The following is a 19,744-nucleotide window of genomic DNA, read 5'->3' as shown; positions in this document are numbered from 1 at the left end:
TGTAAAGATTGGGTCAGCACGGTATGTCCGGCAGGTTGCATGGGCATGACACCGGGGGCATGCGGGCGTTCCGGCGTCGGCGGCGGCGTTGGGCTTTGGCGGGGGTTGCGGCACACTAGGCGCCTCCCCTCTTCCCTGTCCCATTCCCATGAAAATCGTCGAAGTGCGCCATCCGCTGGTGCAGCACAAGATCGGCCTGATGCGCGATGCGTCCCTGAGCACCAAGGACTTCCGCGAGCTGGCCAACGAGCTCGGCGGCCTGCTCGCCTACGAGGCCACCGCCGATCTGGACACCGAACCCCACACGATGGCCGGCTGGGCTGGCCCGGTGACGGTGCAGCGCATTGCCGGCGCCAAGATCACCGTGGTGCCGATCCTGCGCGCCGGGCTGGGCATGCTCAGCGGCGTGCTGTCGCTGATCCCGGCGGCGCGGGTCAGCGTGGTCGGCCTGCAGCGCGACGAGGAAACCCTGCAGCCGGTGCCCTACTTCGAGCGCCTGACCGGCCGCCTGGAGGAGCGCGACGCACTGATCCTGGACCCGATGCTGGCCACCGGCGGCACCCTCATCGCCACCATCGACATGCTCAAGCGCGCCGGCGCCCGCCGCATCAAGGGCATCTTCCTGGTCGCCGCACCGGAAGGCATCGCCGCCGTGCAGGCCGTGCACCCGGACGTGGAGATCTTCACCGCCGCCATCGATGCGCAGCTCAACGAGAAGGGCTACATCCTGCCGGGCCTGGGCGATGCGGGCGACCGCATCTTCGGTACCCGCGTCGCCGGCTGAGGCCACGCACCGCGCCGGCCGTGGTCTCCACGCGCCGGCGCTTCACATCGCCTATGCCGCCCCGGGCGGAAGCTGCGCGCACCTCAACCCGTGCGTGGAGCCTGCGATGAAGACCCTGCCCCTGCTCGCCTGCCTGCTGTTGCTCGGCAGCCCCGTGATCGCCACCGCCGCCACGCCCCAGCAGCAGCGCATGGCCGACTGTTCGGCCAAGAACAAGGGCAAGACCGGCGAGGACTACAAAACCGCGCAGAAGGCCTGCCTGAGCGGCCCCGCCGCCCCGGCCGCCACGCCGCAGGAACGCATGAAAACCTGCAACGCCGATGCCGCCGCCAAGAAGCTGGCCGGCGACGCCCGCAAGACCTTCATGAGCAGTTGCCTGAAGGCGCATTGATCGCAGGTAGCGGCGGCTAGAGGCCGGCTCTACGACGGCGTCGGTCGACACCACGCGCGCACCGACCGTTGGTCGGCTGCGCTTCTTCCCGTGTGCACCGGTAGAGCCGACCGTTGGTCGGCTGCTCTTCGCGCCGGGCGTCAACACCTCGCGCTGCGCGCGATAGCCGGCCAGAGGCCGGCTCTACAACGGCGTCGGTCGGCACCCCGCGCGCACCGACCGTTGGTCGGCTGCGCTTCTTTCCGTGTGCACCGGTAGAGCCGACCGTTGGTCGGCTGCTCTTCGCGCCGGACATCAACACCCGCGCTGTGCGCGATAGCCGGCCAGAGGCCGGCTCTACGACGGCGTCGGTCGCCCCCCCCCCCGCGCGCACCGACCGTTGGTCGGCTGCGCTTCTTCCCGTGTGCACCGGTAGAGCCGACCGTTGGTCGGCTGCTCTTCGCGCCGGGCATCAGCACCTCGCGCTGCGCGCGATAGCCGGCCAGAGGCCGGCTCTACGGCGGCGTCGGTCGACTTCCCGCGCGCACCGACCGTTGGTCGCCTGCGCTTCTTCCCGTGTGCACCGGTAGAGCCGACCGTTGGTCGGCTGCTGTTCGCGCCGGGCATCAACACCCCCGCGATGCGCGCGATAGCCGGCCAGAGGCCGGCTCTACAGCGGCGTCGGTCGGCACCCCGCGCGCACCGACCGATGTTCGGCTGCGCTTCTTCCCGTGTGCACCGGTGGAGCCGACCGTTGGTCGGCTGCTGTTCGCGCCGGACATCAACACCCCCGCGCTGCGCGCGATAGCCGGCCAGAGGCCGGCTCTACGACGGCGTCGGTCGACACCCCGCGCGCACCGACCGTTGGTCGGCTGCGCTTCTTCCCGTGTGCAACGGTAGAGCCGACCGTTGGTCGGCTGCTGTTCGCGCCGGACATCAACACCCGCGCTGCGCGCGATAGCCGGCCAGAGGCCGGCTCTACGATGGCGTCGGTCGACACCCCGCGCGCACCGACCGTTGGTCGGCTGCGCTTCTTCCCGTGTGCACCGGTAGAGCCGACCGTTGGTCGGCTGCTGTTCGCGCCGGACATCAACACCTCGCGCTGCGCGCGATAGCCGGCCAGCGGCCGGCTCTACGACGGCGTCGGTCGACACCCCGCGCGCACCGACCGTTGGTCGGCTGCGCTTCTTCCCGTGTGCACCGGTAGCGCCGACCGTTGGTCGGCTGCTCTTCGCGCCGGACATCAACACCCCCGCGCTGCGCGCGATAGCCGGCCAGAGGCCGGCTCTACGGCGGCGTGGGTCAACAGCACGATGGCCGGCTGGCGGCTCCCGTGTGGCTTACGCCAGCGCGCGTGCCTTCAGCTCGCCCTGCTCGTGGGCGGTGCCGAAGCGGCCCTTCTCATCGCGCGTGACCTGGGCCAGCGCGCACTGCGGATCGTGGGTGAAAAACAGGTGGACGTTGCGCGCCAGTTTGTCTTCCAGGAAGCTGCGCTTCTCGTCGATCAGCAGCTCGGCATTGCGGTCGTAACCCATCGTGATCGGCACATGCACCCAGGACCGGCCGGGGATCAGGTCCGCGCAGAAGACCACGCCGCCGCGCGCCTGCCCGTCCACCTGCTCGGGCCCCACGATCTCGGCCAGCATCAGGCCCGGCGTATGACCGTCACTGAAGGTGAAACGCACACTGTCGCCGAGCGCCTGCGAATACGGGCCGTCGACAATCTCCAGGCGGCCACTGGCCTGCAGCAGGCCCGGCAGCTCCGGAATGAAACTGGCGCGGTCGCGCGGGTGCGGGTGCAGTGCCCGCTCCCAGTGCGCGGCACCGACCAGGAACGTGGCGTTGGGGAACAGCAGTTCCGGCGCACGCCCTTCGCTCCACGGCGCCAGCAACCCGCCCGCATGGTCGAAATGCAGGTGACTGAGCACGACCACATCGACGTCTTCATGTTCGAAGCCGGCTTCGCGTAGCGATTCGATCAGGACGTGGCTGGATTCCTGCACGCCGTAGCGGTCGCGCAGGCGGGGTTCGAAGAACGCGCCGATGCCGGTTTCGAACAGCACCGTCTTGCCCGCCAAGGGGCTGGCCAGCAGCGCACGACAGGCCAGCTCGATGCGGTTGAGCTTGTCCGGCGCCGCCCATTTCTCCCACACGGCGCGCGGCGCGTTGCCGAACATCGCGCCGCCGTCGAGCTTCTGTGAGTTGCCGCGAATGGACCAGAGTTTCATGCGGAAAGTATCGTGTCGTCGCCGTTAAATATTCGCTAGTCAACCTGATTCGACGCAAACGAAAAACCCCGTCCACAGGACGGGGCTTTTCATCGGTGGTGTGGATCAGCGCGCCGGAGAGACGGCGGCGCTGCCAACCGGGTTGCGCGGATCGCTGCCGCCACTGAGCACGTTGCTGCGCCGGTTCCATTCCACGGTCTGCAGGTTGCCCCAGACGTGGCTGGAACCACGCCCGCCCGCAGCGCTGTCGCCGGGCAGATCGACCTTGTGGCCCATCGCCTGGAGCTGCCGGAGGGTGGCGTCGTCGAACGCACCGCTCTCGGCCTCGATCACATCGGGCAGCCACTGGTGGTGGTAACGCGGCAACGCCGCGACCTGCTGGGCGTCCAGCCCGGCGTCGTAACCGAGAATGCCCAGCAGCACCATCGTGATGATGCGGCTGCCACCGGGCGTGCCCAGCACCACCACCTTGTCGGCCGATTCCATGAAGGTCGGGGTCATCGAGCTGAGCATGCGCTTGCCCGGCTTGGGCGCGTTGGCCGCATACCCCATCACGCCGAAGGCATTGGGCGTGCCCGGCTTCAGCGCGAAGTCGTCCATTTCGTTGTTCAGCAGCACGCCGGTGCCGGACGGAATCAGGCCCGAGCCATACAGCAGGTTGACGGTCTGGGTGGCGCCGACGCGGTTGCCGTCGCGGTCGATGATCGAGAAGTGGGTGGTCTCGTCGTCTTCCAGCGGGGTCGGATTGCCCGACAGCAGATCGCTCGGGGTCGCCTTCTCCGGGTGGATGGTGGCGCGCAGGCCCTGGGCGTAATCCTTGCTGGTCAGCACCTTCTGCGGAATCTGCACGAAGTCCGGATCGCCCAGGAAGAACGTGCGGTCGCGGTAGGCGCGGCGCATGGCCTCCACCACCAGGTGGGTGCGGTGGGCCTCGTCCAGCGTCTTCAGGTCCCAGCCTTCCAGGATCTGCAGCATCGATGCCAGCGCGATGCCGCCGGACGACGGCGGCGCGGCGGTGGTGACGGTCCAGTCGCGGTACTTGAACACGATCGGCTCGCGCTGCTTGACCCGGTAGCCGGCCAGTTCCTCGGCCGTCCAGCGGCCGCCGGCCTGCTTCACGCCGGCCAGCAGCAGCGTGCCGGTCTGCCCGCGGTAGAAACCGTCGAAGCCCTTGTCGGCCAGGCGCTCCAGGGTGGCCGCCAGTTCCGGCTGGCGGAACACGTCGCCTTCGGCGATCGGCCTGCCGTTGCGCAGGTACACCTCGCGCGTGCCGGGGTACCGCTCCATCACCGCACGGCGCGAGGCGTAGCCCTTGGCCATGCGCGCGTACACCGGGAATCCGTCGCGGGCGATGCGGATCGCCGGCTCCAGCGAGGCGCGCAGCGGCAGCTTGCCGTGCTTGGTGGACAGCTCCACCAGCGCGGCCGGCAGGCCGGGAATGCCGGCCGACCATGGACCGTTGACCGAGCGGTCGCGGTCCAGCTCGCCCTTCCCGTCCAGGAATGCCTCGGGCGTGGCCGCCTGCGGCGCGGTCTCGCGCGCGTCCAGCATCACGTCCTTGCCGGTGGCCGCGTCATGCAGCAGGAAGAAGCCGCCACCGCCGAGACCGGAGCTGATCGGCTCGACCACCGACAGCACCGAGGACACCGCCACGGCGGCGTCGAACGCATTGCCGCCCTTGGCCAGGATCTCCATGCCGGCCTCGGTGGCCAGATGGTGGCCGCTGGCAATCGCCGCGCCCTCCGGGTGCTTGGCCAACGACGCCGGGGTGGATTCGGCGGACCAGGCCACCGGTGCCCACAGCAGCACCAGCAGCAACCAACGACGCGACAGCCTGTTCATTCGGACGGGGACTCCGTGACATACAGTTCGGGATGATCGCGCTGCAGCCCAAACAGCTTGGCCAACAGCGCTTCCTGGGTTTCCGGGATGTCCGGATCGGGATCGATGCACTCCACCGGGCAGACGACCACGCACTGGGGTTCGTCGAAATGTCCCACGCACTCGGTGCAGCGGGCCGGGTCGATCACGTAGATGGTTTCACCCATCGAGATGGCCTGATTGGGGCAGGCCGGCTCACATACGTCGCAGTTGACGCAGAGCTCATTGATTTTCAGCGACATGGCGTTACTCCACGCCCGCGCCGGCGGATGAAAACCGGCCAGCGCAGAGCGCCGGCCGATGATCGGCGGCGCCCCGGAGGACGCCGCCCGGGCCGCGCGCGGGGCGCGGCCGCCACTGCACGGGTTACTTGGCTTCGACGAAGATGTACTCGGCGCCGGTCGGCTGCACGATGGACTGCACGCGGGCGTTGTCGGCGGCCTGGCCGATGAACACGACGCGCACGCCCTTCATGGAGTCCGGCGACACGTCCTTGAACACGGTCTGGATCATGTCGGCCATCTTGCCCGAGGCAGACGAACCGAAGGCCAGCATGTTGCCCGGCTGCACGCCACGGGCGACGGCCTGGGTGGCGCTTTCAACCTGGCGCTCGTACTTGTCCTGGAACTGCGGGTCCGATTCCGGCCCGAGGTAGTACAGGAACGGGCTGTTGGTGATGTTGCCCATGTTCTGCACGGCCACGGCCTGCAGGTACTTCTTCCAGCCGGCATCGTCGTCCTTGCCCGGGGCGACCAGCGCCTGCTGGGCTTCGGCGACCGGTGCGGCCTCTTCCTTCTTGCAGGCGGTGAAGGCCAGCGCGAACGACGCGATCAACATGGCACGCATGGTGTTGTTCATGGAATTCCTCCCTTGGTGGTTCTTGGTATGTATGGTCTGGCGGTTATTACGTCGGGCCCGACTTCGCTTCCCGGACCCTGCGCAGCGCTTCCAGCACCGACGCGGGAACGAAGCCGGACACGTCGCCGCCCAGGCGGGCGATCTCGCGGACCAGCGAAGACGAAATGAAGCTGTGCTGCTCGGCCGGGGTCAGGAACAGCGTCTCGACTTCCGGGATCAGATGGCGGTTCATGCTCGCCATCTGGAATTCGTACTCGAAATCGGACACCGCACGCAGGCCGCGCAGCAGTACGCCGCCCTGCATGGAGCGCACGAAATGCGCCAGCAACGTATCGAAACCGCGCACTTCCACGTTGCGGTGGTGGGCCAGCGCCTCACGCGCCAGCGACACCCGCAGCTCCAGCGGCAGCGTCGGCCCCTTGGACGGGCTCTGCGCCACACCCACCACCACCTTTTCGAACAGCGGCGCGGCCCGGTTCACCAGGTCGATGTGACCGTTGGTGATCGGATCGAAGGTGCCCGGGTACACGGCAATGCGGCGGTTGGCCACGGTCATACGGCAGCTACACGTTGTGATCTGGTGAAAGTGTAGCAGCGGCGCGGCGGTACAGGGCAAAACGGACCTCCCGGGTGCCCCCCTCGCGGTGCAGCAGCCACGGCGCCGGCAACCGCGGCGCCTGGCCGGCCGGCGACTCCACGTACAGCCAGGCATCGGCGGCCAGATGCGCCGGCAGCCCGGCGATCACCGCGTCCCACAGCCCGGCGGCGAACGGCGGGTCGACGAAGGCGATATCCGCCAGCGCCCCGGCCGGCTGCCGCAGCCATTGCAGGGCGTCGGCCTGGACCACCTCCACCAGCCCCTGCGCGCCCAGCCGGGTCACCGACTCGCGCAGCTGCCGGGACAACCCGCCATCCTTCTCCACCAGCGTGGCGTGGGCGGCCCCACGCGACACCGCCTCCAGCCCCAGCGCGCCGCTGCCGGCGAACAGGTCCAGCACCCGCGCCCCGCCCAGCCGCGGCGTCAGCCAGTTGAACAATGTCTCCCGGACCCGGTCGCTGCTCGGGCGCAGCCCCGGCGACAGCGGCACCGGCAGCTTCGTCCCGCGCCACTTGCCGCCGATGATGCGCACCTGACCCATCGCCGGTGCTGCGGGCTGACGCGGCGTCATGCGCGGGTCTTGGCTGGACGGGTTGGCGGGGCGCACGGGTCGAGACGGGTCATGGCACAAAGGTCAGGGGGTCGGGCCAGCATTCTAAGCGCTGATGCCGGGCGTACGCGGTTCATGCACCGGAGGCGGCAGATGCGACCTCCCCTGACGCTCTCGCCGCCCGCATTTTCGTCCGCACCCAATGCCGCCCCGCAACGCCGGCCATCTACGTCCAGATCAACGTTCAGGCGTGGGTTGCCGCCGACGTAACGATCCAGCGCGTCATTGCAGCCCGTCATTCGCCCAGCCAATGGCCGCGCTGGATTCAATGCAGATATCTCTTGCGCAGGGGCCAGTTTCGAGACGGAACACGCTGCGTCGTCCTGCCTCGTTGACGAGAATCCAAATACCGCATGTGCGGTCACCTGGACACTCATCATGATGAAACTCGCATTGGCCTGGGTGGTGGCACTTCCAGTATCTGCAGGCCCTCCTCTCTCTTCGCAGGATCGGGTCGAGATGAATACACGTGGCGAGAGCATCCTGATCAGGACATCCGAGTGGCCAGACTTCGAAGGAGGCCTTGTCGCTGTGGAACAGCGTCTATCGATGAACGAGGACGGGATTCCCACCTATCGGTACTCCCGCCAAAGCAAGGCAACGCAGCTTTACCATGAAGCCTTCTGCCTCGAGAAGAATGCCCGACCTGCTGGCGGCGAGGCCGTGCTGAAAGGCAGCCGCGCGGCCTGGATATGCGCGTCGAGCGACGACGATGAAGCGCTCGGCCCGGAAGCGGCCCAGGGTGGCGGCCCAGGATCCCGCCCCCGCCCACGCAATCGGACGCCACGCCACGCCTTGGTACAGCCGCCATGCGGTGTCTGCACGCTCTTGAAAACCCACCCCGCCGCCCCTACCCCTTGAGCCAGCCGCCGCGCCGGGCGCGGCATCGTCCAAGGAGCATCGCCACTCATGACCGTGCAGACCCAAAAAGAAACCCTGGGCTTCCAGACTGAAGTCAAGCAGCTGCTGCAGCTGATGATCCACTCGCTGTATTCCAACAAGGAAATCTTCCTTCGCGAGCTGATCTCCAATGCCGCCGACGCCTCGGACAAGCTGCGCTTCGAAGCGCTGACCCAGCCGGCCCTTCTTGAGAGCGACAGCGACCTGCGCATCCGCGTCAGCTTCGATGCCGATGCCCGCACCCTGACCATCGACGACAACGGCATCGGCATGAGCCGTGACGAGGCCATTGCCCACCTGGGCACCATCGCCAAGTCCGGCACCGGCGACTTCCTGCGCCAGCTCTCCGGCGACCAGAAGAAGGACTCCCAGCTGATCGGCCAGTTCGGCGTCGGCTTCTACAGCGCCTTCATCGTCGCCGACCAGGTCGACGTCTACTCGCGCCGCGCCGGCCTGCCCGCCAGCGAGGGCGTGCACTGGTCCTCGCGCGGCGAGGGCGAATTCGACGTCGAGAGCATCGACAAGCCCGAGCGCGGCACCCGCATCGTGCTGCACCTCAAGGACGACCAGCTCGACTTCGCCGACGGCTGGCGCCTGCGCGGCATCATCAAGAAGTACTCCGACCACATCGGCCTGCCGATCCAGATGGTCAAGGACCACCACGGCGACGATGCACCGGCCGAGCCCGAGTGGGAAACCGTCAACCGTGCCAGCGCGCTGTGGACCCGTCCGCGCAACGAGATCACCGACGCCGAGTACCAGGAGTTCTACAAGCACGCCGCGCACGACCACCAGGACCCGCTGGCCTGGAGCCACAACAAGGTCGAAGGCAAGCTCGAGTACACCTCGCTGCTGTACGTGCCCGGCCACGCCCCGTTCGACCTCTACCACCGCGACGCGCCCAAGGGCCTGAAGCTCTACGTGCAGCGCGTGTTCGTGATGGACCAGGCCGAGCAGTTCCTGCCGCTGTACCTGCGCTTCATCAAGGGCGTCGTGGATTCCAACGACCTGTCGCTGAACGTGTCGCGCGAAATCCTGCAGTCCGGCCCGGTCATCGACTCGATGAAGGCCGCGCTCACCAAGCGCTCGCTGGACATGCTCGACAAGCTGGCCAACGACAAGCCCGAGATCTACGCCGGCTTCTGGAAGCAGTTCGGCCAGGTCCTCAAGGAAGGCCCCGCCGAGGATTACGGCAACCGCGAGAAGGTGGCCGGCCTGCTGCGCTTCGCCTCCACCCATGACGCCAGCGGCGAGCAGAGCGTGTCGCTGGCCGACTACATCGGCCGAATGATCGAAGGCCAGGACAAGATCTACTTCCTGACCGGCGACAGCCATACCCAGGTCAAGGACAGCCCGCACCTGGAGGTGTTCCGCAAGAAGGGCATCGAAGTGCTGCTGCTCACCGACCGCATCGACGAGTGGCTGATGGGCTACCTGACCGACTTCGACGGCAAGTCGTTCGTTGACGTCGCCCGTGGCGACCTCGACCTCGGCGCGCTGGAATCGGCTGAAGACAAGCAGGCGCAGGAAGAAGCGGCCAAGGACAAGCAGGCCCTGGTCGAGCGGCTCAAGACCGCGCTCGGCGAGGACGTGGCCGATGTGCGCGTCTCGCACCGCCTCACCGACTCCCCGGCGATCCTGGCCATCGGCGAACAGGACCTGGGCCTGCAGATGCGCCAGATCCTGGAAGCCAGCGGCCAGAAGGTTCCCGACAGCAAGCCGGTGTTCGAGTTCAACCCCGGCCACCCGCTGATCGGCAAGCTCGACCAGGAAGCCGACGCGGCACGCTTTGATGATCTGAGCCGTGTGCTGTTCGACCAGGCCGCGCTGGCCGCCGGCGACACGCTGAAGGACCCGGCCGCCTACGTGCGCCGGCTCAACAAGCTGCTGCTGGAACTGTCGGCGTAAGACGAGCCGTACCGGTAGTGCCGGCCGCTGGCCGGCTCACGGGACACCCGCCCCAGACGGATTGCCGGCCAGCGGCCGGCACTACCGTCAACGAGGCGCCCCTGGGTCAGGCGGTTGCGTCGAGCAGTACGCCCACCATGTCATCGGCCCGCCGGATCAGCGCGGCATTGGCGGTGAACGCAATCACCTCGGTGCGGGCGGCCAGCAGGTCGGTCAATGGAGCCGCCGGGTCCTGGGCGGTGGCGCCCACGGTGGTCTGCACGCCGCCGGCAGGCGCAGCGCCACGCTGCACCTGCAGGCGCGTCGCGTCGGGCGTGGCCAGATTGGCCACATTGTGCGCGGCCACCTGCACCCCTTGCTGGGCCGCACGCATGCCGCTGCCCGCGATCGCCAGGATATTGCCCATTCGGATGCACCCCGGACCGCCCAGCGCGGCCTTCCACCGTCGATAGCGGCCGCCACGCCGCCCACTTGAGTGCACTCGGGCGTGACAAGCCCGAGTGGTAGCATATCCCCCTGATTTCAGCGCCGAATCCAATGCTCAGTTTCTTCCGTCGCAAAAAGCCCCAGGACGCTCCGCAGGACGCGCCCAAGACCCAGCACTACTCGGCTGAAGAGCTGGCCGCCGCATTTCCGCAGCCGGCCGACGCCGCTGCGCCGCCGGCGCCGCCGGCGCAACCGACTGCACCGGTCGTCCCGCCCACCGCACCTGCGCAACCGGCCGCACCGGTCACCCCGCCCACCGCGCCCGCACAGCCAACCGCACCGGTAGTGCCGGCCGCTGGCCGGCTCCCCGCCGACCCCACACCGGTCGCCGCACCCATCGCACCTGCGCAACCGGCCGCACCGGTCGCCCCGGCCGCTGGCCGGCTCCCCGCCGACCCCACACCGGTCGCCGCACCCACCGCACCTGCGCAACCGGCCGCACCGGTCGCCCCGGCCACCGCGCCCGCGCAGCCAACCACACCGGTAGTGCCGGCCGCTGGCCGGCTCCCCGCCGACCCCACACCGGTCGCCGCACCCGCCGCACCGGTCGTCCAGCTCACCCCGCCGGTCCTGGTTGCCACCGACATCGTCCAGGAAGCCGCCCAACCGGCGGAACCGGCCGCCGCCACGCCTGCCGACACCCTCGAACCCACCGACGCCGCCGCCCCCGCCGCCCCCGGCAAGCTCGGCTGGCGCGACCGCCTGCGCAACAGCGTCATCGCGCGCAGCTTCGGCGGCCTGTTCTCGCGCAATCCCAAGCTCGACGACGACCTGCTCGACGAGCTGGAAACCGCACTGATCACCGCCGATGTCGGCGTGGGTGCCACCACCGCACTGGTCGAAGGCCTGCGCAAGCGCATGAAGGCGCGTGAGTTCGCCGATGCCAAGGCGCTGCTGGCCGCCCTGCGCAGCGAGCTGATCGCGATCCTGCAGCCGGTCGCCAAGCCGCTGGTCATCGACCGCACCGCCAAGCCCTTCGTGGTGCTCACCGTCGGCGTCAACGGCGTTGGCAAGACCACCACCATCGGCAAGCTGGCCAAGCGCTTCAAGGACGACGGCCACAGCCTGATGCTGGCCGCCGGCGACACCTTCCGCGCCGCCGCCGTGGCCCAGCTGCAGGCCTGGGGCGAGCGCAACGGCGTGGCCGTGGTGGCGCAGGGCCAGAACGCCGATGCGGCGTCGGTCGCGTTCGATGCGCTGCAGGCCGGCAAGGCACGCGGCACCGAGGTGCTGATTGCCGACACTGCCGGCCGCCTGCACACCCAGTCCGGTCTGATGAACGAACTGGGCAAGATCCGCCGCGTACTGGGCAAGATCGATCCGGCCGCACCGCACGAGGTGCTGATGGTGATCGACGGCACCACCGGCCAGAACGCGCTCTCCCAGCTGCGCCAGTTCCACGCGGCGGTCAACGTCACCGGCCTGGTCGTGACCAAGCTGGATGGCACCGCCAAGGGCGGCGTGGTGTTCGCGCTGGCCCGCGAGTTCGGCATTCCGATCCGTTACGCCGGCATCGGCGAGCGTCCGGAAGATCTGCGCGTGTTCGATCCGGAAGCCTTCGTCGACGCGCTGCTGCCCGAGGCTCTGGGCGGCTGATGCACGGTGTGGCCGGGCGCGGCGACGCCTTCGTCGGCCGCCTGCTGCCGTGGTTCGACGGCCACGGCCGGCATGACCTGCCGTGGCAGCATCCGCGCTCGCCGTACCGGGTGTGGCTGTCGGAGATCATGCTGCAGCAGACCCAGGTCAGTACGGTCATTCCGTACTTCCTGACGTTCCTGCGGGTCTTCCCCACCCTGCCGGCGCTGGCCGCAGCCAGCAACGATGCGGTGATGGCACGGTGGGCCGGGCTTGGCTACTACGCGCGTGCACGCAACCTGCATGCCGCCGCGCAACGCTGCGTGGCGGACCACGATGGCGAGCTGCCGCGCGATCCCGATGCGCTGCACGCCCTGCCCGGCATCGGCCGCAGTACCGCCGCCGCGATCCTCAGCCAGGCCTGGAACGATCGCCATGCGATCCTCGACGGCAACGTCAAACGCGTGCTCACCCGCTATCACGGCATCGACGGCTTTCCCGGCCTGCCCGCCGTGGAGAAGGTGCTGTGGGCGCTGGCCGAGGCCCACGTGCAGCACGTTCCCGACGGGCGCATGGCCGACTACACGCAGGCGCAGATGGACCTGGGCGCCACCGTGTGCACCCGCAGCCGCCCCGCGTGCGTGATCTGCCCGCTGCAGGACGATTGCGTGGCGCGTCGTGAAGGCCGCACCGACCAGCTGCCCACGCCGAAGCCGAGCAAAGCGCTGCCCGAGCGCGAGGCCGTGGCCCTGCTGCTGCGCGATGGCCGTGGCCGCGTCCTGCTGCAGAAGAGGCCGGACACCGGCATCTGGGCGCAGTTGTGGACCTTGCCGCAGGCCGAGCACGGCAGCGCGCTGCAGGACTGGTTCGACGCGCACCTCGACGGGTCGCTGGACGACGCGCAGGCGCTGCCGGTGCTGGAACATACCTTCAGCCATTACCGCCTGCACCTGCAGGTGCTGTCCTGCCAGGTGGACGGCCTGCGTGCCGATGTCCCGGGCCTGCGCTGGGTCGCCCCGGAAGACCTGCCGACGCTCGGGCTGCCCGCACCAATCCGCAAGCTGCTGGACACCGGCGCGCCGCCCGTCTCGCCCAAGCGCCGTACAATGCGACGCGCACCATCCCCACCCGATACCGAGTAAGCCCATGCCCCGCACCGTTTTCTGCCAGTACGAACAACGCGACACCGACGGCCTGGACTTTGTGCCCTACCCTGGCGACCTCGGCCAGCGCATCTTCAACCATATCGGCAAGGGCGCATGGAGCGCGTGGCTGGCGCACCAGACCATGCTGATCAACGAGAACCGGCTGTCACCGCGCGATCCGAAGCATCGCGCGTTCCTGGAAGAAGAGCTGGTCAAGTACCTGTTCTCCGGCGGCGCCGAGAAGCCGGCCGGTTACGTCGCCCCCGAGGCGTGAGGCCTCTGTGCCGGCCAGCGGCCGGCACCTACCTCCCTACTCCCGCTCCTGCAGCTTCGCCTGGCGCATTTCCTGCTCGGACGCGCGCAACGCCTTGATATCCAGTTTCTGGATGCTGCGGATGAAGCACGGCATGTTCATCGGGCCGGACGTCGGATCGCGGACCAGCACCTTGTCGAAGCGCGACGACACCCGCCCGGTGCGGCTGGTCAGCGCGATCTCCAGTGCGTAGTCCAGTCCCTGGCACGGGCCGGTCAGCTCCAGCAGATAGGCCTCGCTCGGGCGTGTCCATACCGCCAGCGCACTGTCGCCCAGCTCGGTCCAGCCGTTGATGCCGCCATACAACGGCATGTCCTGCTGCGGAGGCGCCGCATGGGCGCGGTACAGCGACAGCTTCTGCTCGGACGTCAGGCGACCACTGGTCGCGCATGCGGACAGGGCCAGGCACAGGGCGACGGCAACATAGGCTTTCATGGAACCTCCGGCGGGTGGGCTGCGGGGATCATGCGCCACCCGGGATGATGCCGGCGCATGCAGCCCGCCGGCAGTTCAGCGCCCGGACGGGCGTGCTCAGACCTGGTCGTGCGACAACGCGTGCAGGCGTCCTTCACGCAGTTCCAGCACGCGGTCCAGCTTGCGCGCCAGGCTGCGGTCGTGGGTGACCAGCACCAGGCTGGTGTGGTGCGCACGGTTGAGCTCGAGCATCAGCTCGAACACGGTTGCGGCGGTCTTGTCGTCCAGGTTGCCGGTCGGCTCGTCGCCGAGCACGCAGGCCGGCCGGTTGACCAGCGCGCGGGCCACGGCCGCCCGCTGACGTTCGCCACCGGACAGTTCGCTGGGCTTGTGCTCCAGGCGATGGCCCAGACCGACCGACTCCAGCAGCGAACGGGCGCGCCCCTGCGCATCGGCCACGTCGGCACCGCCCAGCAGCACCGGCATCATCACGTTCTCCAACGCGGTGAACTCGGGCAGCAGGTGGTGGAACTGGTACACGAAGCCGAGGGTGCGGTTGCGCAGGCTCCCACGTGCGGCATCGGACAGCTGCGACATGCGCACGCCGGCCACCAGCACCTCACCCGCCGTGGGCAGGTCCAGCCCGCCCAGCAGGTGCAGCAGGGTGCTCTTGCCGGCACCGGAGGCACCGATGATCGCCACGGTTTCGCCGGTGTTGACGCTCAGGTCCAGGCCGTCGAAGACCGGGGTCTGCATGCGCCCTTCCGAATAGGTCTTGCCCAGGCGCTCGGCGCGGATCACTTCCTGGCCGCGGACGCTGACGTCGTGCCCGATCACATCATTCATAACGCAGGGCCTCCGCCGGCTGGGTGCGGGCAGCGCGCCACGCGGGATACAACGTCGCCAGGAAGCTCATGACCAGTGCGACCACGGTGATGATGATGATGTCCGGCGCCTGCATGTCGGTCGGCAGGCCGGTGATGTAGTACACGTCCTCGGGCAGCAGCTTGACGTTGAACACCGTTTCGATCGCGCCAAGGATGCGTTCGAGGTTCAAGGTCAGGGTGATGCCGCCGATCACGCCCATCACGGTACCGAAGATGCCGATCAGCGAGCCCTGCACCATGAACACCTGCATCACCCCGCCCGGGGTCAGGCCGAGCGTGCGCAGGATGGCGATGTCGGCCTGCTTGTCGGTGACCAGCATCACCTGCGAGGACACCAGGTTGAAGGCGCCCATCGCGATGATCAGCGACAGCAGGATGCCCATCACCACCTTCTCCATGCGCAGCGAGTGGTACAGGTTGGCGTTCTGCTGGGTCCAGTCGCTGACCCGGTACGCGCCGTGCAGCGCATGCGCCAGGTCCAGGCCAACGTCCAGCGCCTTGTCCATGTCATGCAGCTTCAGGCGCACGCCGGTGGCGCCATCGATGCGCAGCACGCGCTCGAGGTCGCTCATGTTGGCGTAGGCCACGCCGCGGTCGATCTCGTTGTAGCCGGCCTCGAAGATGCCGCTGACGGTGAAGCGCTTCAGCCGCGGCATCGCGCCCATCGGCGTGCCCTGCACTTCGGCCAGCGTCACCACCACGGTGTCGCCCACGTCCACGCCAAGCCAGATCGCCAGCTCACTGCCCAGCAGCAGGTTGTAGCTGCCCGGGGTCAGGCTGTCGTAGCTGCCGCGCTTGAGCTTCTTGTTGATCACCGAGACCGTCGGCTCCAGCGCCGGGTCGATGCCCTGCACGATCGCACCCTGTACGCGCGGGCCGCTCAGCATTGCCTGGATCTCGATGTACGGCGCGGCACCGGCCACGCGCGGGTCCTTCATCGCCAGGTCCACCGTACGCGGCCAGTCGGCCATCGGCGCGCCGTCGCTGGTGATGGTGGTATGCGCGGACATCTGCAGCAGGCGGTCGCGGATCTCCTTCTGGAAGCCGCTCATTACCGCCAGGGTGGTGATCAGCACGGTCACGCCCAGCGCGATGCCAAGAATGGACGCCATCGAGATGAAGGAGATGAAGCCGTTGCGGCGTTTGGCACGCAGATAGCGCAGGCCGATTGCGACAGGTATGGGTTTGAACATGCAGGTGCGCCGGACAATTCAGGCTATGGTGCCATTGCACGACGTGAACGGGAAATGCAGCGGTTGCCGACGGCCAGTCGCAGTTCACGTCGCTGCGCCGCCGGCAGGGTGTCGGGCCAGAACAACAGTGCATGCCGCCGCCAGCCTTGCCGCCAGCGCAGCTGGACCAGCGGGCCACGGAACCGTGCTGCAAACGCCTCGACCGGCCTGCCATCCACGGTCACGGCCGCATCGCCGGGCGGAATCAGCAGGCGCCGGCACGGCCGACGCACCTGCCAGCGGGCCTCGGCGACGCCCACCAGCACCGCCGCCGCCGCGACCATCTGCCAGCGCGGCCCCGGCAGATCGCTCAGCGCGAGCGCCCAGGGAACCAGGGCGACGAGCAGGACCTGCGCGCGGCACTGCCAGCGCGAGGGGCGCCATTCAAGCCGGCAGGGCGCGGATCCTGGCGATGAGAGCGGCCGGCTCGGCATGGGGGCATTCCTCGTAACCCATGAACCACCGCCACAGCCTATCGTCCTCGCATTCCAGCAGGAACAGGAAAACCTCGCGCTCTTCGGTCGGTGCACCGGCCCATTCGCGGTCCAGGTAACGCTCGAACAGCTGGTCCAGCTCACGCATGCCACGGCGGCAGCGCCAGCGCAGCTTTTTCAGCAGGGTTGCTTCATCCATCGGTGTGGCTCCTTGAATGGCAAAGCCTTGAAACGGCAAAGCCGAGCATCGCTCGGCTTTGCCTTTTTCGTTTGGCCGGGCAGAGCCCGGCTCTACGGTTCTGTCCAGCCGGGCAGAGCCCGGCTCTACGGATCTGCGGGCAGAGCCCGCCACGCGTCAGGCGCGGCGCGCCATCATCAGCTTCTTGATCTCGGCGATCGCCAGCGCCGGGTTCAGGCCCTTCGGGCAGGTCCGTGCACAGTTCATGATGGTGTGGCAGCGGTACAGCTTGAACGGATCTTCCAGATCGTCCAGACGCGCACCGGTGTCCTCATCGCGCGAGTCGACGATCCAGCGGTAGGCCTGCAGCAGGATCGCCGGGCCCAGGTAACGCTCGCCGTTCCACCAGTAGCTCGGGCAGCTGGTCGAGCAGCAGGCGCACAGGATGCACTCGTACAGGCCGTCGAGCTTCTTGCGGTCTTCCGGCGACTGCAGGCGCTCGCGATCCGGCGGCGGCGGGGTCTGGGTGCGGATCCACGGCTTGATCGACGCGTACTGCGCGTAGAAGTGGGTCAGGTCGGGCACCAGATCCTTGACCACGCTCATGTGCGGCAGCGGGTAGATCGGCACTTCGGCCTTGCCGCAGTCGGCGATGGCGCGGGTACAGGCCAGCGTGTTGGTGCCGTCGATGTTCATCGCGCACGAACCGCAGATGCCCTCGCGGCACGAACGACGGAAGGTCAGGGTCGGATCGATCTCGTTCTTGATCTTGATCAGCGCGTCCAGAACCATCGGGCCGCAGGCGTCCAGATCGATCTCGTAGGTGTCGGTACGCGGGTTGCTGTCGTCGTCGGGATTCCAGCGGTAGATCTTGAACGTACGGGTGTTCTTCGCGCCGCTCTTGGCGGGGAAGTGCTTGCCCTTTCCGATCTTGGAATTCTTGGGGAGGGAAAACTCGGCCATGGCTGTTCTCGTTGGCTCAGGCGGCTCGCGCTGCGATGCAGGCGCGGCTAGCACGGAAGATGAGGAAGTCGACACCGCCGGCCAGCGGCGCGCGCACCACCCCGCCCGTGCGGGCGGAGGAGGTGGCAGACACTGCGTGGCCGGAGGTCATGCCGAAGGTCTCTTAGTAGACGCGCGGCTTGGGCGGGACCACGTCCACGTCCTTGCTCAGCGTGTACATGTGGACCGGACGGTAGTCGAACTCGCACTTGCCGTTCTCGTCGACGTTGACCAGCGTGTGCTTCTGCCAGTTGACGTCGTCGCGGTCCGGATAATCCTCGTGCGCGTGCGCGCCGCGGCTTTCCTTGCGCTGTTCGGCCGAGTTGATCGTCGCCACCGCATTGAGCAGCAGGTTGTTCAGCTCGTAGGTTTCGATCAGGTCGGAGTTCCAGACCAGCGAACGGTCGGAGACTTTGACGTCCTGGAAGGAGTCGAAGATCTCGGCCATCTTGCTGCAGCCTTCCTGCAGGGTCTTGCTGGTACGGAACACCGCCGCGTCGTTCTGCATGGTGCGCTGCATGCGATCGCGGATGACCGAGGTCGGGGTGTCGCCATTGGCGTAGCGCAGCTTGTCCAGCAGGCCCAGCGCCTTGTCGCAGGCATCGGAAGCCAGGGTCTTGTGCGGCTGGCCCGGCTTGATGGTATCGGCGCAGCGGTTGGCTACCGCACGGCCGAACACCACCAGGTCCAGCAGCGAGTTCGAGCCCAGGCGGTTGGCGCCGTGGACCGACACGCAGGCCGCTTCGCCGATGGCGTACAGGCCCGGCACCACCGCATCGGGGTTGTCGCCGACCTTGCGCACGACTTCGCCGTGGTAGTTGGTCGGGATGCCACCCATGTTGTAGTGCACGGTCGGGATGACCGGGATCGGCTGCTTGTGCACGTCGACGCCGGCAAAGATGCGCGCGCTTTCGGCGATGCCCGGCAGCTTGTCGTCGATCACGCCCGGGCCGAGGTGGGTCAGGTCGAGCAGGATGTGGTCCTTGTGCTCGCCGACGCCGCGGCCTTCGCGGATTTCGATGGTCATCGAACGCGACACCACGTCGCGCGAGGCCAGATCCTTGTAGTGCGGTGCGTAGCGCTCCATGAAGCGCTCGCCGTTGCTGTTGCGCAGGATGCCGCCTTCGCCACGCACGCCTTCGGTGATCAGGCAGCCGGCGCCGTAGATGCCGGTCGGGTGGAACTGCACGAACTCCATGTCCTGCATCGGCAGGCCGGCGCGCATGACCAGACCGCCGCCGTCGCCGGTGCAGGTGTGGGCCGAGGTGGCGCTGAAGTAGGCGCGGCCGTAGCCGCCGGTGGCCAGCACCACGCCGTGGGCGCGGAACAGGTGCAGCGAGCCGTCGGCCATGTCCAGGGCGAGCACGCCGCGGCAGACGCCTTCCTCATCGAAGATCAGGTCGAGCGCGAAGTACTCGATCATGAAGCGCGCGTTGTGCGCCAGCGACTGCTGGTACAGCGTGTGCAGCATGGCGTGGCCGGTGCGGTCGGCCGCGGCGCAGGTGCGCTGCGCCGACGGGCCTTCGCCGTACTTGGTGGTCATGCCACCGAACGGGCGCTGGTAGATCTTGCCCTCTTCGGTACGGCTGAACGGCACGCCGTAGTGTTCCAGTTCGATGATGGCCGGAATCGCTTCGCGGCACATGTACTCGATGGCGTCCTGGTCGCCCAGCCAATCCGAGCCCTTGATGGTGTCGAAGAAGTGGTAGCGCCAGTCGTCCTCGCCCATGTTGCCCAGCGCGGCGGAAATACCGCCCTGCGCGGCCACGGTGTGCGAGCGGGTCGGGAAGACCTTGGTCAGGCAGACGGTCTGCAGGCCCTTGGCGGCAAGACCGAACGTGGCGCGCAGACCGGCACCGCCGGCGCCGACCACGACCATGTCGTACTTGTGTTCCGTAATCTTGTAAGCGGACATCTAATCTGGATTCCTGTCTTGGTGCC

General features: G+C 68.2%; 21 protein-coding genes. 7 read left to right on the top strand and 14 right to left on the bottom strand.

Translation table 11 applies throughout. The annotated features are described in order from the left end of the window. Positions 1 to 148: 148 nt before the first annotated feature. Positions 149 to 784 carry a uracil phosphoribosyltransferase gene (gene upp / locus ACLB90_RS17620; RefSeq protein WP_411850666.1) on the top strand — a complete coding sequence of 212 codons (636 nt, stop codon included), beginning with the start codon at positions 149 to 151 and terminating at the stop codon, positions 782 to 784. A 106-nt stretch (positions 785 to 890) separates the two neighbouring features. Continuing rightward, positions 891 to 1,175: a PsiF family protein gene (locus ACLB90_RS17615; protein ID WP_411850665.1), complete on the top strand. Its 285-nt coding sequence runs from the start codon at positions 891 to 893 to the stop codon at positions 1,173 to 1,175. Positions 1,176 to 2,494: 1,319 nt separating this feature from the next. Here the strand turns inward: ACLB90_RS17615 and ACLB90_RS17610 are convergent. The 6 genes from ACLB90_RS17610 to rsmD form a co-directional block, all read right to left on the bottom strand. Beyond that, entirely contained in the window at positions 2,495 to 3,382 is an 888-nt protein-coding gene (locus ACLB90_RS17610; protein WP_411850664.1) for an MBL fold metallo-hydrolase, read from the bottom strand. Between the two features lie 105 nt (positions 3,383 to 3,487). Further along, on the bottom strand, positions 3,488 to 5,224 hold the full coding sequence (gene ggt, locus ACLB90_RS17605; protein WP_411850663.1) for a gamma-glutamyltransferase: 1,737 nt from the start codon (positions 5,222 to 5,224) through the stop codon (positions 3,488 to 3,490). Then, positions 5,221 to 5,505: a YfhL family 4Fe-4S dicluster ferredoxin gene (locus ACLB90_RS17600; protein ID WP_411850662.1), complete on the bottom strand. Its 285-nt coding sequence runs from the start codon at positions 5,503 to 5,505 to the stop codon at positions 5,221 to 5,223. Before ACLB90_RS17600 ends, ggt begins: the two co-directional genes overlap by 4 nt. 124 nt (positions 5,506 to 5,629) lie before the next feature. Then, positions 5,630 to 6,121 (bottom strand): hypothetical protein, encoded by a 492-nt coding sequence (locus ACLB90_RS17595; RefSeq protein ID WP_136005870.1) that lies wholly within the window; start codon positions 6,119 to 6,121, stop codon positions 5,630 to 5,632. A gap of 46 nt (positions 6,122 to 6,167) precedes the next feature. Beyond that, on the bottom strand, positions 6,168 to 6,677 hold the full coding sequence (gene coaD, locus ACLB90_RS17590) for a pantetheine-phosphate adenylyltransferase (RefSeq protein WP_411850661.1): 510 nt from the start codon (positions 6,675 to 6,677) through the stop codon (positions 6,168 to 6,170). Positions 6,678 to 6,684: 7 nt separating this feature from the next. Continuing rightward, entirely contained in the window at positions 6,685 to 7,290 is a 606-nt protein-coding gene (gene rsmD, locus ACLB90_RS17585; RefSeq protein WP_411850660.1) for a 16S rRNA (guanine(966)-N(2))-methyltransferase RsmD, read from the bottom strand. A gap of 417 nt (positions 7,291 to 7,707) precedes the next feature. Here rsmD and ACLB90_RS17580 point away from each other — a divergent pair, with 417 nt between their 5' ends. Next, positions 7,708 to 8,190 (top strand): hypothetical protein, encoded by a 483-nt coding sequence (locus tag ACLB90_RS17580; RefSeq protein ID WP_411850659.1) that lies wholly within the window; start codon positions 7,708 to 7,710, stop codon positions 8,188 to 8,190. Positions 8,191 to 8,238: 48 nt separating this feature from the next. Continuing rightward, positions 8,239 to 10,137 (top strand): molecular chaperone HtpG, encoded by a 1,899-nt coding sequence (gene htpG / locus ACLB90_RS17575; protein ID WP_411850658.1) that lies wholly within the window; start codon positions 8,239 to 8,241, stop codon positions 10,135 to 10,137. 106 nt (positions 10,138 to 10,243) lie between these two features. Here the strand turns inward: htpG and ACLB90_RS17570 are convergent, their stop codons facing one another. Next, positions 10,244 to 10,543, bottom strand: a complete 300-nt coding sequence (locus ACLB90_RS17570; protein ID WP_411850657.1) for a hypothetical protein — start codon at positions 10,541 to 10,543, stop codon at positions 10,244 to 10,246. A 131-nt stretch (positions 10,544 to 10,674) separates the two neighbouring features. Between ACLB90_RS17570 and ftsY the strand changes: the two genes are divergently transcribed. From ftsY to ACLB90_RS17555, 3 genes are read left to right on the top strand one after another with little or no spacing between them, the layout of a single operon-like run. Beyond that, complete coding sequence (gene ftsY, locus ACLB90_RS17565) at positions 10,675 to 12,219, top strand: signal recognition particle-docking protein FtsY (protein ID WP_411850656.1); 1,545 nt, start codon at positions 10,675 to 10,677, stop codon at positions 12,217 to 12,219. Beyond that, positions 12,219 to 13,340 (top strand): A/G-specific adenine glycosylase, encoded by a 1,122-nt coding sequence (gene mutY / locus ACLB90_RS17560; RefSeq protein ID WP_411850655.1) that lies wholly within the window; start codon positions 12,219 to 12,221, stop codon positions 13,338 to 13,340. The genes ftsY and mutY overlap by 1 nt, the downstream gene beginning before the upstream one ends. Before the next feature lie 4 nt (positions 13,341 to 13,344). Next, the gene (locus tag ACLB90_RS17555; RefSeq protein WP_411850654.1) at positions 13,345 to 13,617 is read left to right on the top strand and encodes an oxidative damage protection protein; all 273 of its coding nucleotides are present in this window, start codon (positions 13,345 to 13,347) and stop codon (positions 13,615 to 13,617) included. Positions 13,618 to 13,653: 36 nt separating this feature from the next. Here ACLB90_RS17555 and ACLB90_RS17550 read toward each other — a convergent pair whose 3' ends face one another. The 7 genes from ACLB90_RS17550 to sdhA all read right to left on the bottom strand — a co-directional run bounded on the left by ACLB90_RS17550 (position 13,654) and on the right by sdhA (position 19,718). Beyond that, complete coding sequence (locus ACLB90_RS17550) at positions 13,654 to 14,091, bottom strand: DUF6491 family protein (protein ID WP_411850653.1); 438 nt, start codon at positions 14,089 to 14,091, stop codon at positions 13,654 to 13,656. Between the two features lie 96 nt (positions 14,092 to 14,187). Next, positions 14,188 to 14,916, bottom strand: a complete 729-nt coding sequence (gene lolD, locus ACLB90_RS17545; RefSeq protein ID WP_411850652.1) for a lipoprotein-releasing ABC transporter ATP-binding protein LolD — start codon at positions 14,914 to 14,916, stop codon at positions 14,188 to 14,190. After that, the gene (locus ACLB90_RS17540) at positions 14,909 to 16,150 is read right to left on the bottom strand and encodes a lipoprotein-releasing ABC transporter permease subunit (protein WP_411850651.1); all 1,242 of its coding nucleotides are present in this window, start codon (positions 16,148 to 16,150) and stop codon (positions 14,909 to 14,911) included. Before ACLB90_RS17540 ends, lolD begins: the two co-directional genes overlap by 8 nt. A gap of 23 nt (positions 16,151 to 16,173) precedes the next feature. Continuing rightward, positions 16,174 to 16,623 (bottom strand): hypothetical protein, encoded by a 450-nt coding sequence (locus ACLB90_RS17535; RefSeq protein ID WP_411850650.1) that lies wholly within the window; start codon positions 16,621 to 16,623, stop codon positions 16,174 to 16,176. Further along, complete coding sequence (locus ACLB90_RS17530; protein WP_411850649.1) at positions 16,574 to 16,822, bottom strand: succinate dehydrogenase assembly factor 2; 249 nt, start codon at positions 16,820 to 16,822, stop codon at positions 16,574 to 16,576. Before ACLB90_RS17530 ends, ACLB90_RS17535 begins: the two co-directional genes overlap by 50 nt. Positions 16,823 to 16,978: 156 nt before the next feature. Then, the gene (locus ACLB90_RS17525) at positions 16,979 to 17,764 is read right to left on the bottom strand and encodes a succinate dehydrogenase iron-sulfur subunit (protein WP_017355967.1); all 786 of its coding nucleotides are present in this window, start codon (positions 17,762 to 17,764) and stop codon (positions 16,979 to 16,981) included. A gap of 163 nt (positions 17,765 to 17,927) precedes the next feature. Further along, entirely contained in the window at positions 17,928 to 19,718 is a 1,791-nt protein-coding gene (gene sdhA, locus ACLB90_RS17520; protein ID WP_411850648.1) for a succinate dehydrogenase flavoprotein subunit, read from the bottom strand. Positions 19,719 to 19,744: the final 26 nt, after the last annotated feature.

The sequence above is a fragment of the Stenotrophomonas sp. LGBM10 genome (assembly GCF_046736075.1).
Taxonomy (GTDB): domain Bacteria; phylum Pseudomonadota; class Gammaproteobacteria; order Xanthomonadales; family Xanthomonadaceae; genus Stenotrophomonas.
Note: the sequence above shows the minus strand (reverse complement) of the source record. Positions and strands in the feature narration are given on the sequence as shown.

Coding starts and splice junctions, on each gene's coding strand:
- upp (WP_411850666.1), top strand. CDS start 149: ATGAAAATCGTCGAAGTGCGCCATCCGCTGGTGCAGCACAAGATCGGC.
- ACLB90_RS17615 (WP_411850665.1), top strand. CDS start 891: ATGAAGACCCTGCCCCTGCTCGCCTGCCTGCTGTTGCTCGGCAGCCCC.
- ACLB90_RS17610 (WP_411850664.1), bottom strand. CDS start 3,382: ATGAAACTCTGGTCCATTCGCGGCAACTCACAGAAGCTCGACGGCGGC.
- ggt (WP_411850663.1), bottom strand. CDS start 5,224: ATGAACAGGCTGTCGCGTCGTTGGTTGCTGCTGGTGCTGCTGTGGGCA.
- ACLB90_RS17600 (WP_411850662.1), bottom strand. CDS start 5,505: ATGTCGCTGAAAATCAATGAGCTCTGCGTCAACTGCGACGTATGTGAG.
- ACLB90_RS17595 (WP_136005870.1), bottom strand. CDS start 6,121: ATGAACAACACCATGCGTGCCATGTTGATCGCGTCGTTCGCGCTGGCC.
- coaD (WP_411850661.1), bottom strand. CDS start 6,677: ATGACCGTGGCCAACCGCCGCATTGCCGTGTACCCGGGCACCTTCGAT.
- rsmD (WP_411850660.1), bottom strand. CDS start 7,290: ATGACGCCGCGTCAGCCCGCAGCACCGGCGATGGGTCAGGTGCGCATC.
- ACLB90_RS17580 (WP_411850659.1), top strand. CDS start 7,708: ATGATGAAACTCGCATTGGCCTGGGTGGTGGCACTTCCAGTATCTGCA.
- htpG (WP_411850658.1), top strand. CDS start 8,239: ATGACCGTGCAGACCCAAAAAGAAACCCTGGGCTTCCAGACTGAAGTC.
- ACLB90_RS17570 (WP_411850657.1), bottom strand. CDS start 10,543: ATGGGCAATATCCTGGCGATCGCGGGCAGCGGCATGCGTGCGGCCCAG.
- ftsY (WP_411850656.1), top strand. CDS start 10,675: ATGCTCAGTTTCTTCCGTCGCAAAAAGCCCCAGGACGCTCCGCAGGAC.
- mutY (WP_411850655.1), top strand. CDS start 12,219: ATGCACGGTGTGGCCGGGCGCGGCGACGCCTTCGTCGGCCGCCTGCTG.
- ACLB90_RS17555 (WP_411850654.1), top strand. CDS start 13,345: ATGCCCCGCACCGTTTTCTGCCAGTACGAACAACGCGACACCGACGGC.
- ACLB90_RS17550 (WP_411850653.1), bottom strand. CDS start 14,091: ATGAAAGCCTATGTTGCCGTCGCCCTGTGCCTGGCCCTGTCCGCATGC.
- lolD (WP_411850652.1), bottom strand. CDS start 14,916: ATGAATGATGTGATCGGGCACGACGTCAGCGTCCGCGGCCAGGAAGTG.
- ACLB90_RS17540 (WP_411850651.1), bottom strand. CDS start 16,150: ATGTTCAAACCCATACCTGTCGCAATCGGCCTGCGCTATCTGCGTGCC.
- ACLB90_RS17535 (WP_411850650.1), bottom strand. CDS start 16,623: ATGCCGAGCCGGCCGCTCTCATCGCCAGGATCCGCGCCCTGCCGGCTT.
- ACLB90_RS17530 (WP_411850649.1), bottom strand. CDS start 16,822: ATGGATGAAGCAACCCTGCTGAAAAAGCTGCGCTGGCGCTGCCGCCGT.
- ACLB90_RS17525 (WP_017355967.1), bottom strand. CDS start 17,764: ATGGCCGAGTTTTCCCTCCCCAAGAATTCCAAGATCGGAAAGGGCAAG.
- sdhA (WP_411850648.1), bottom strand. CDS start 19,718: ATGTCCGCTTACAAGATTACGGAACACAAGTACGACATGGTCGTGGTC.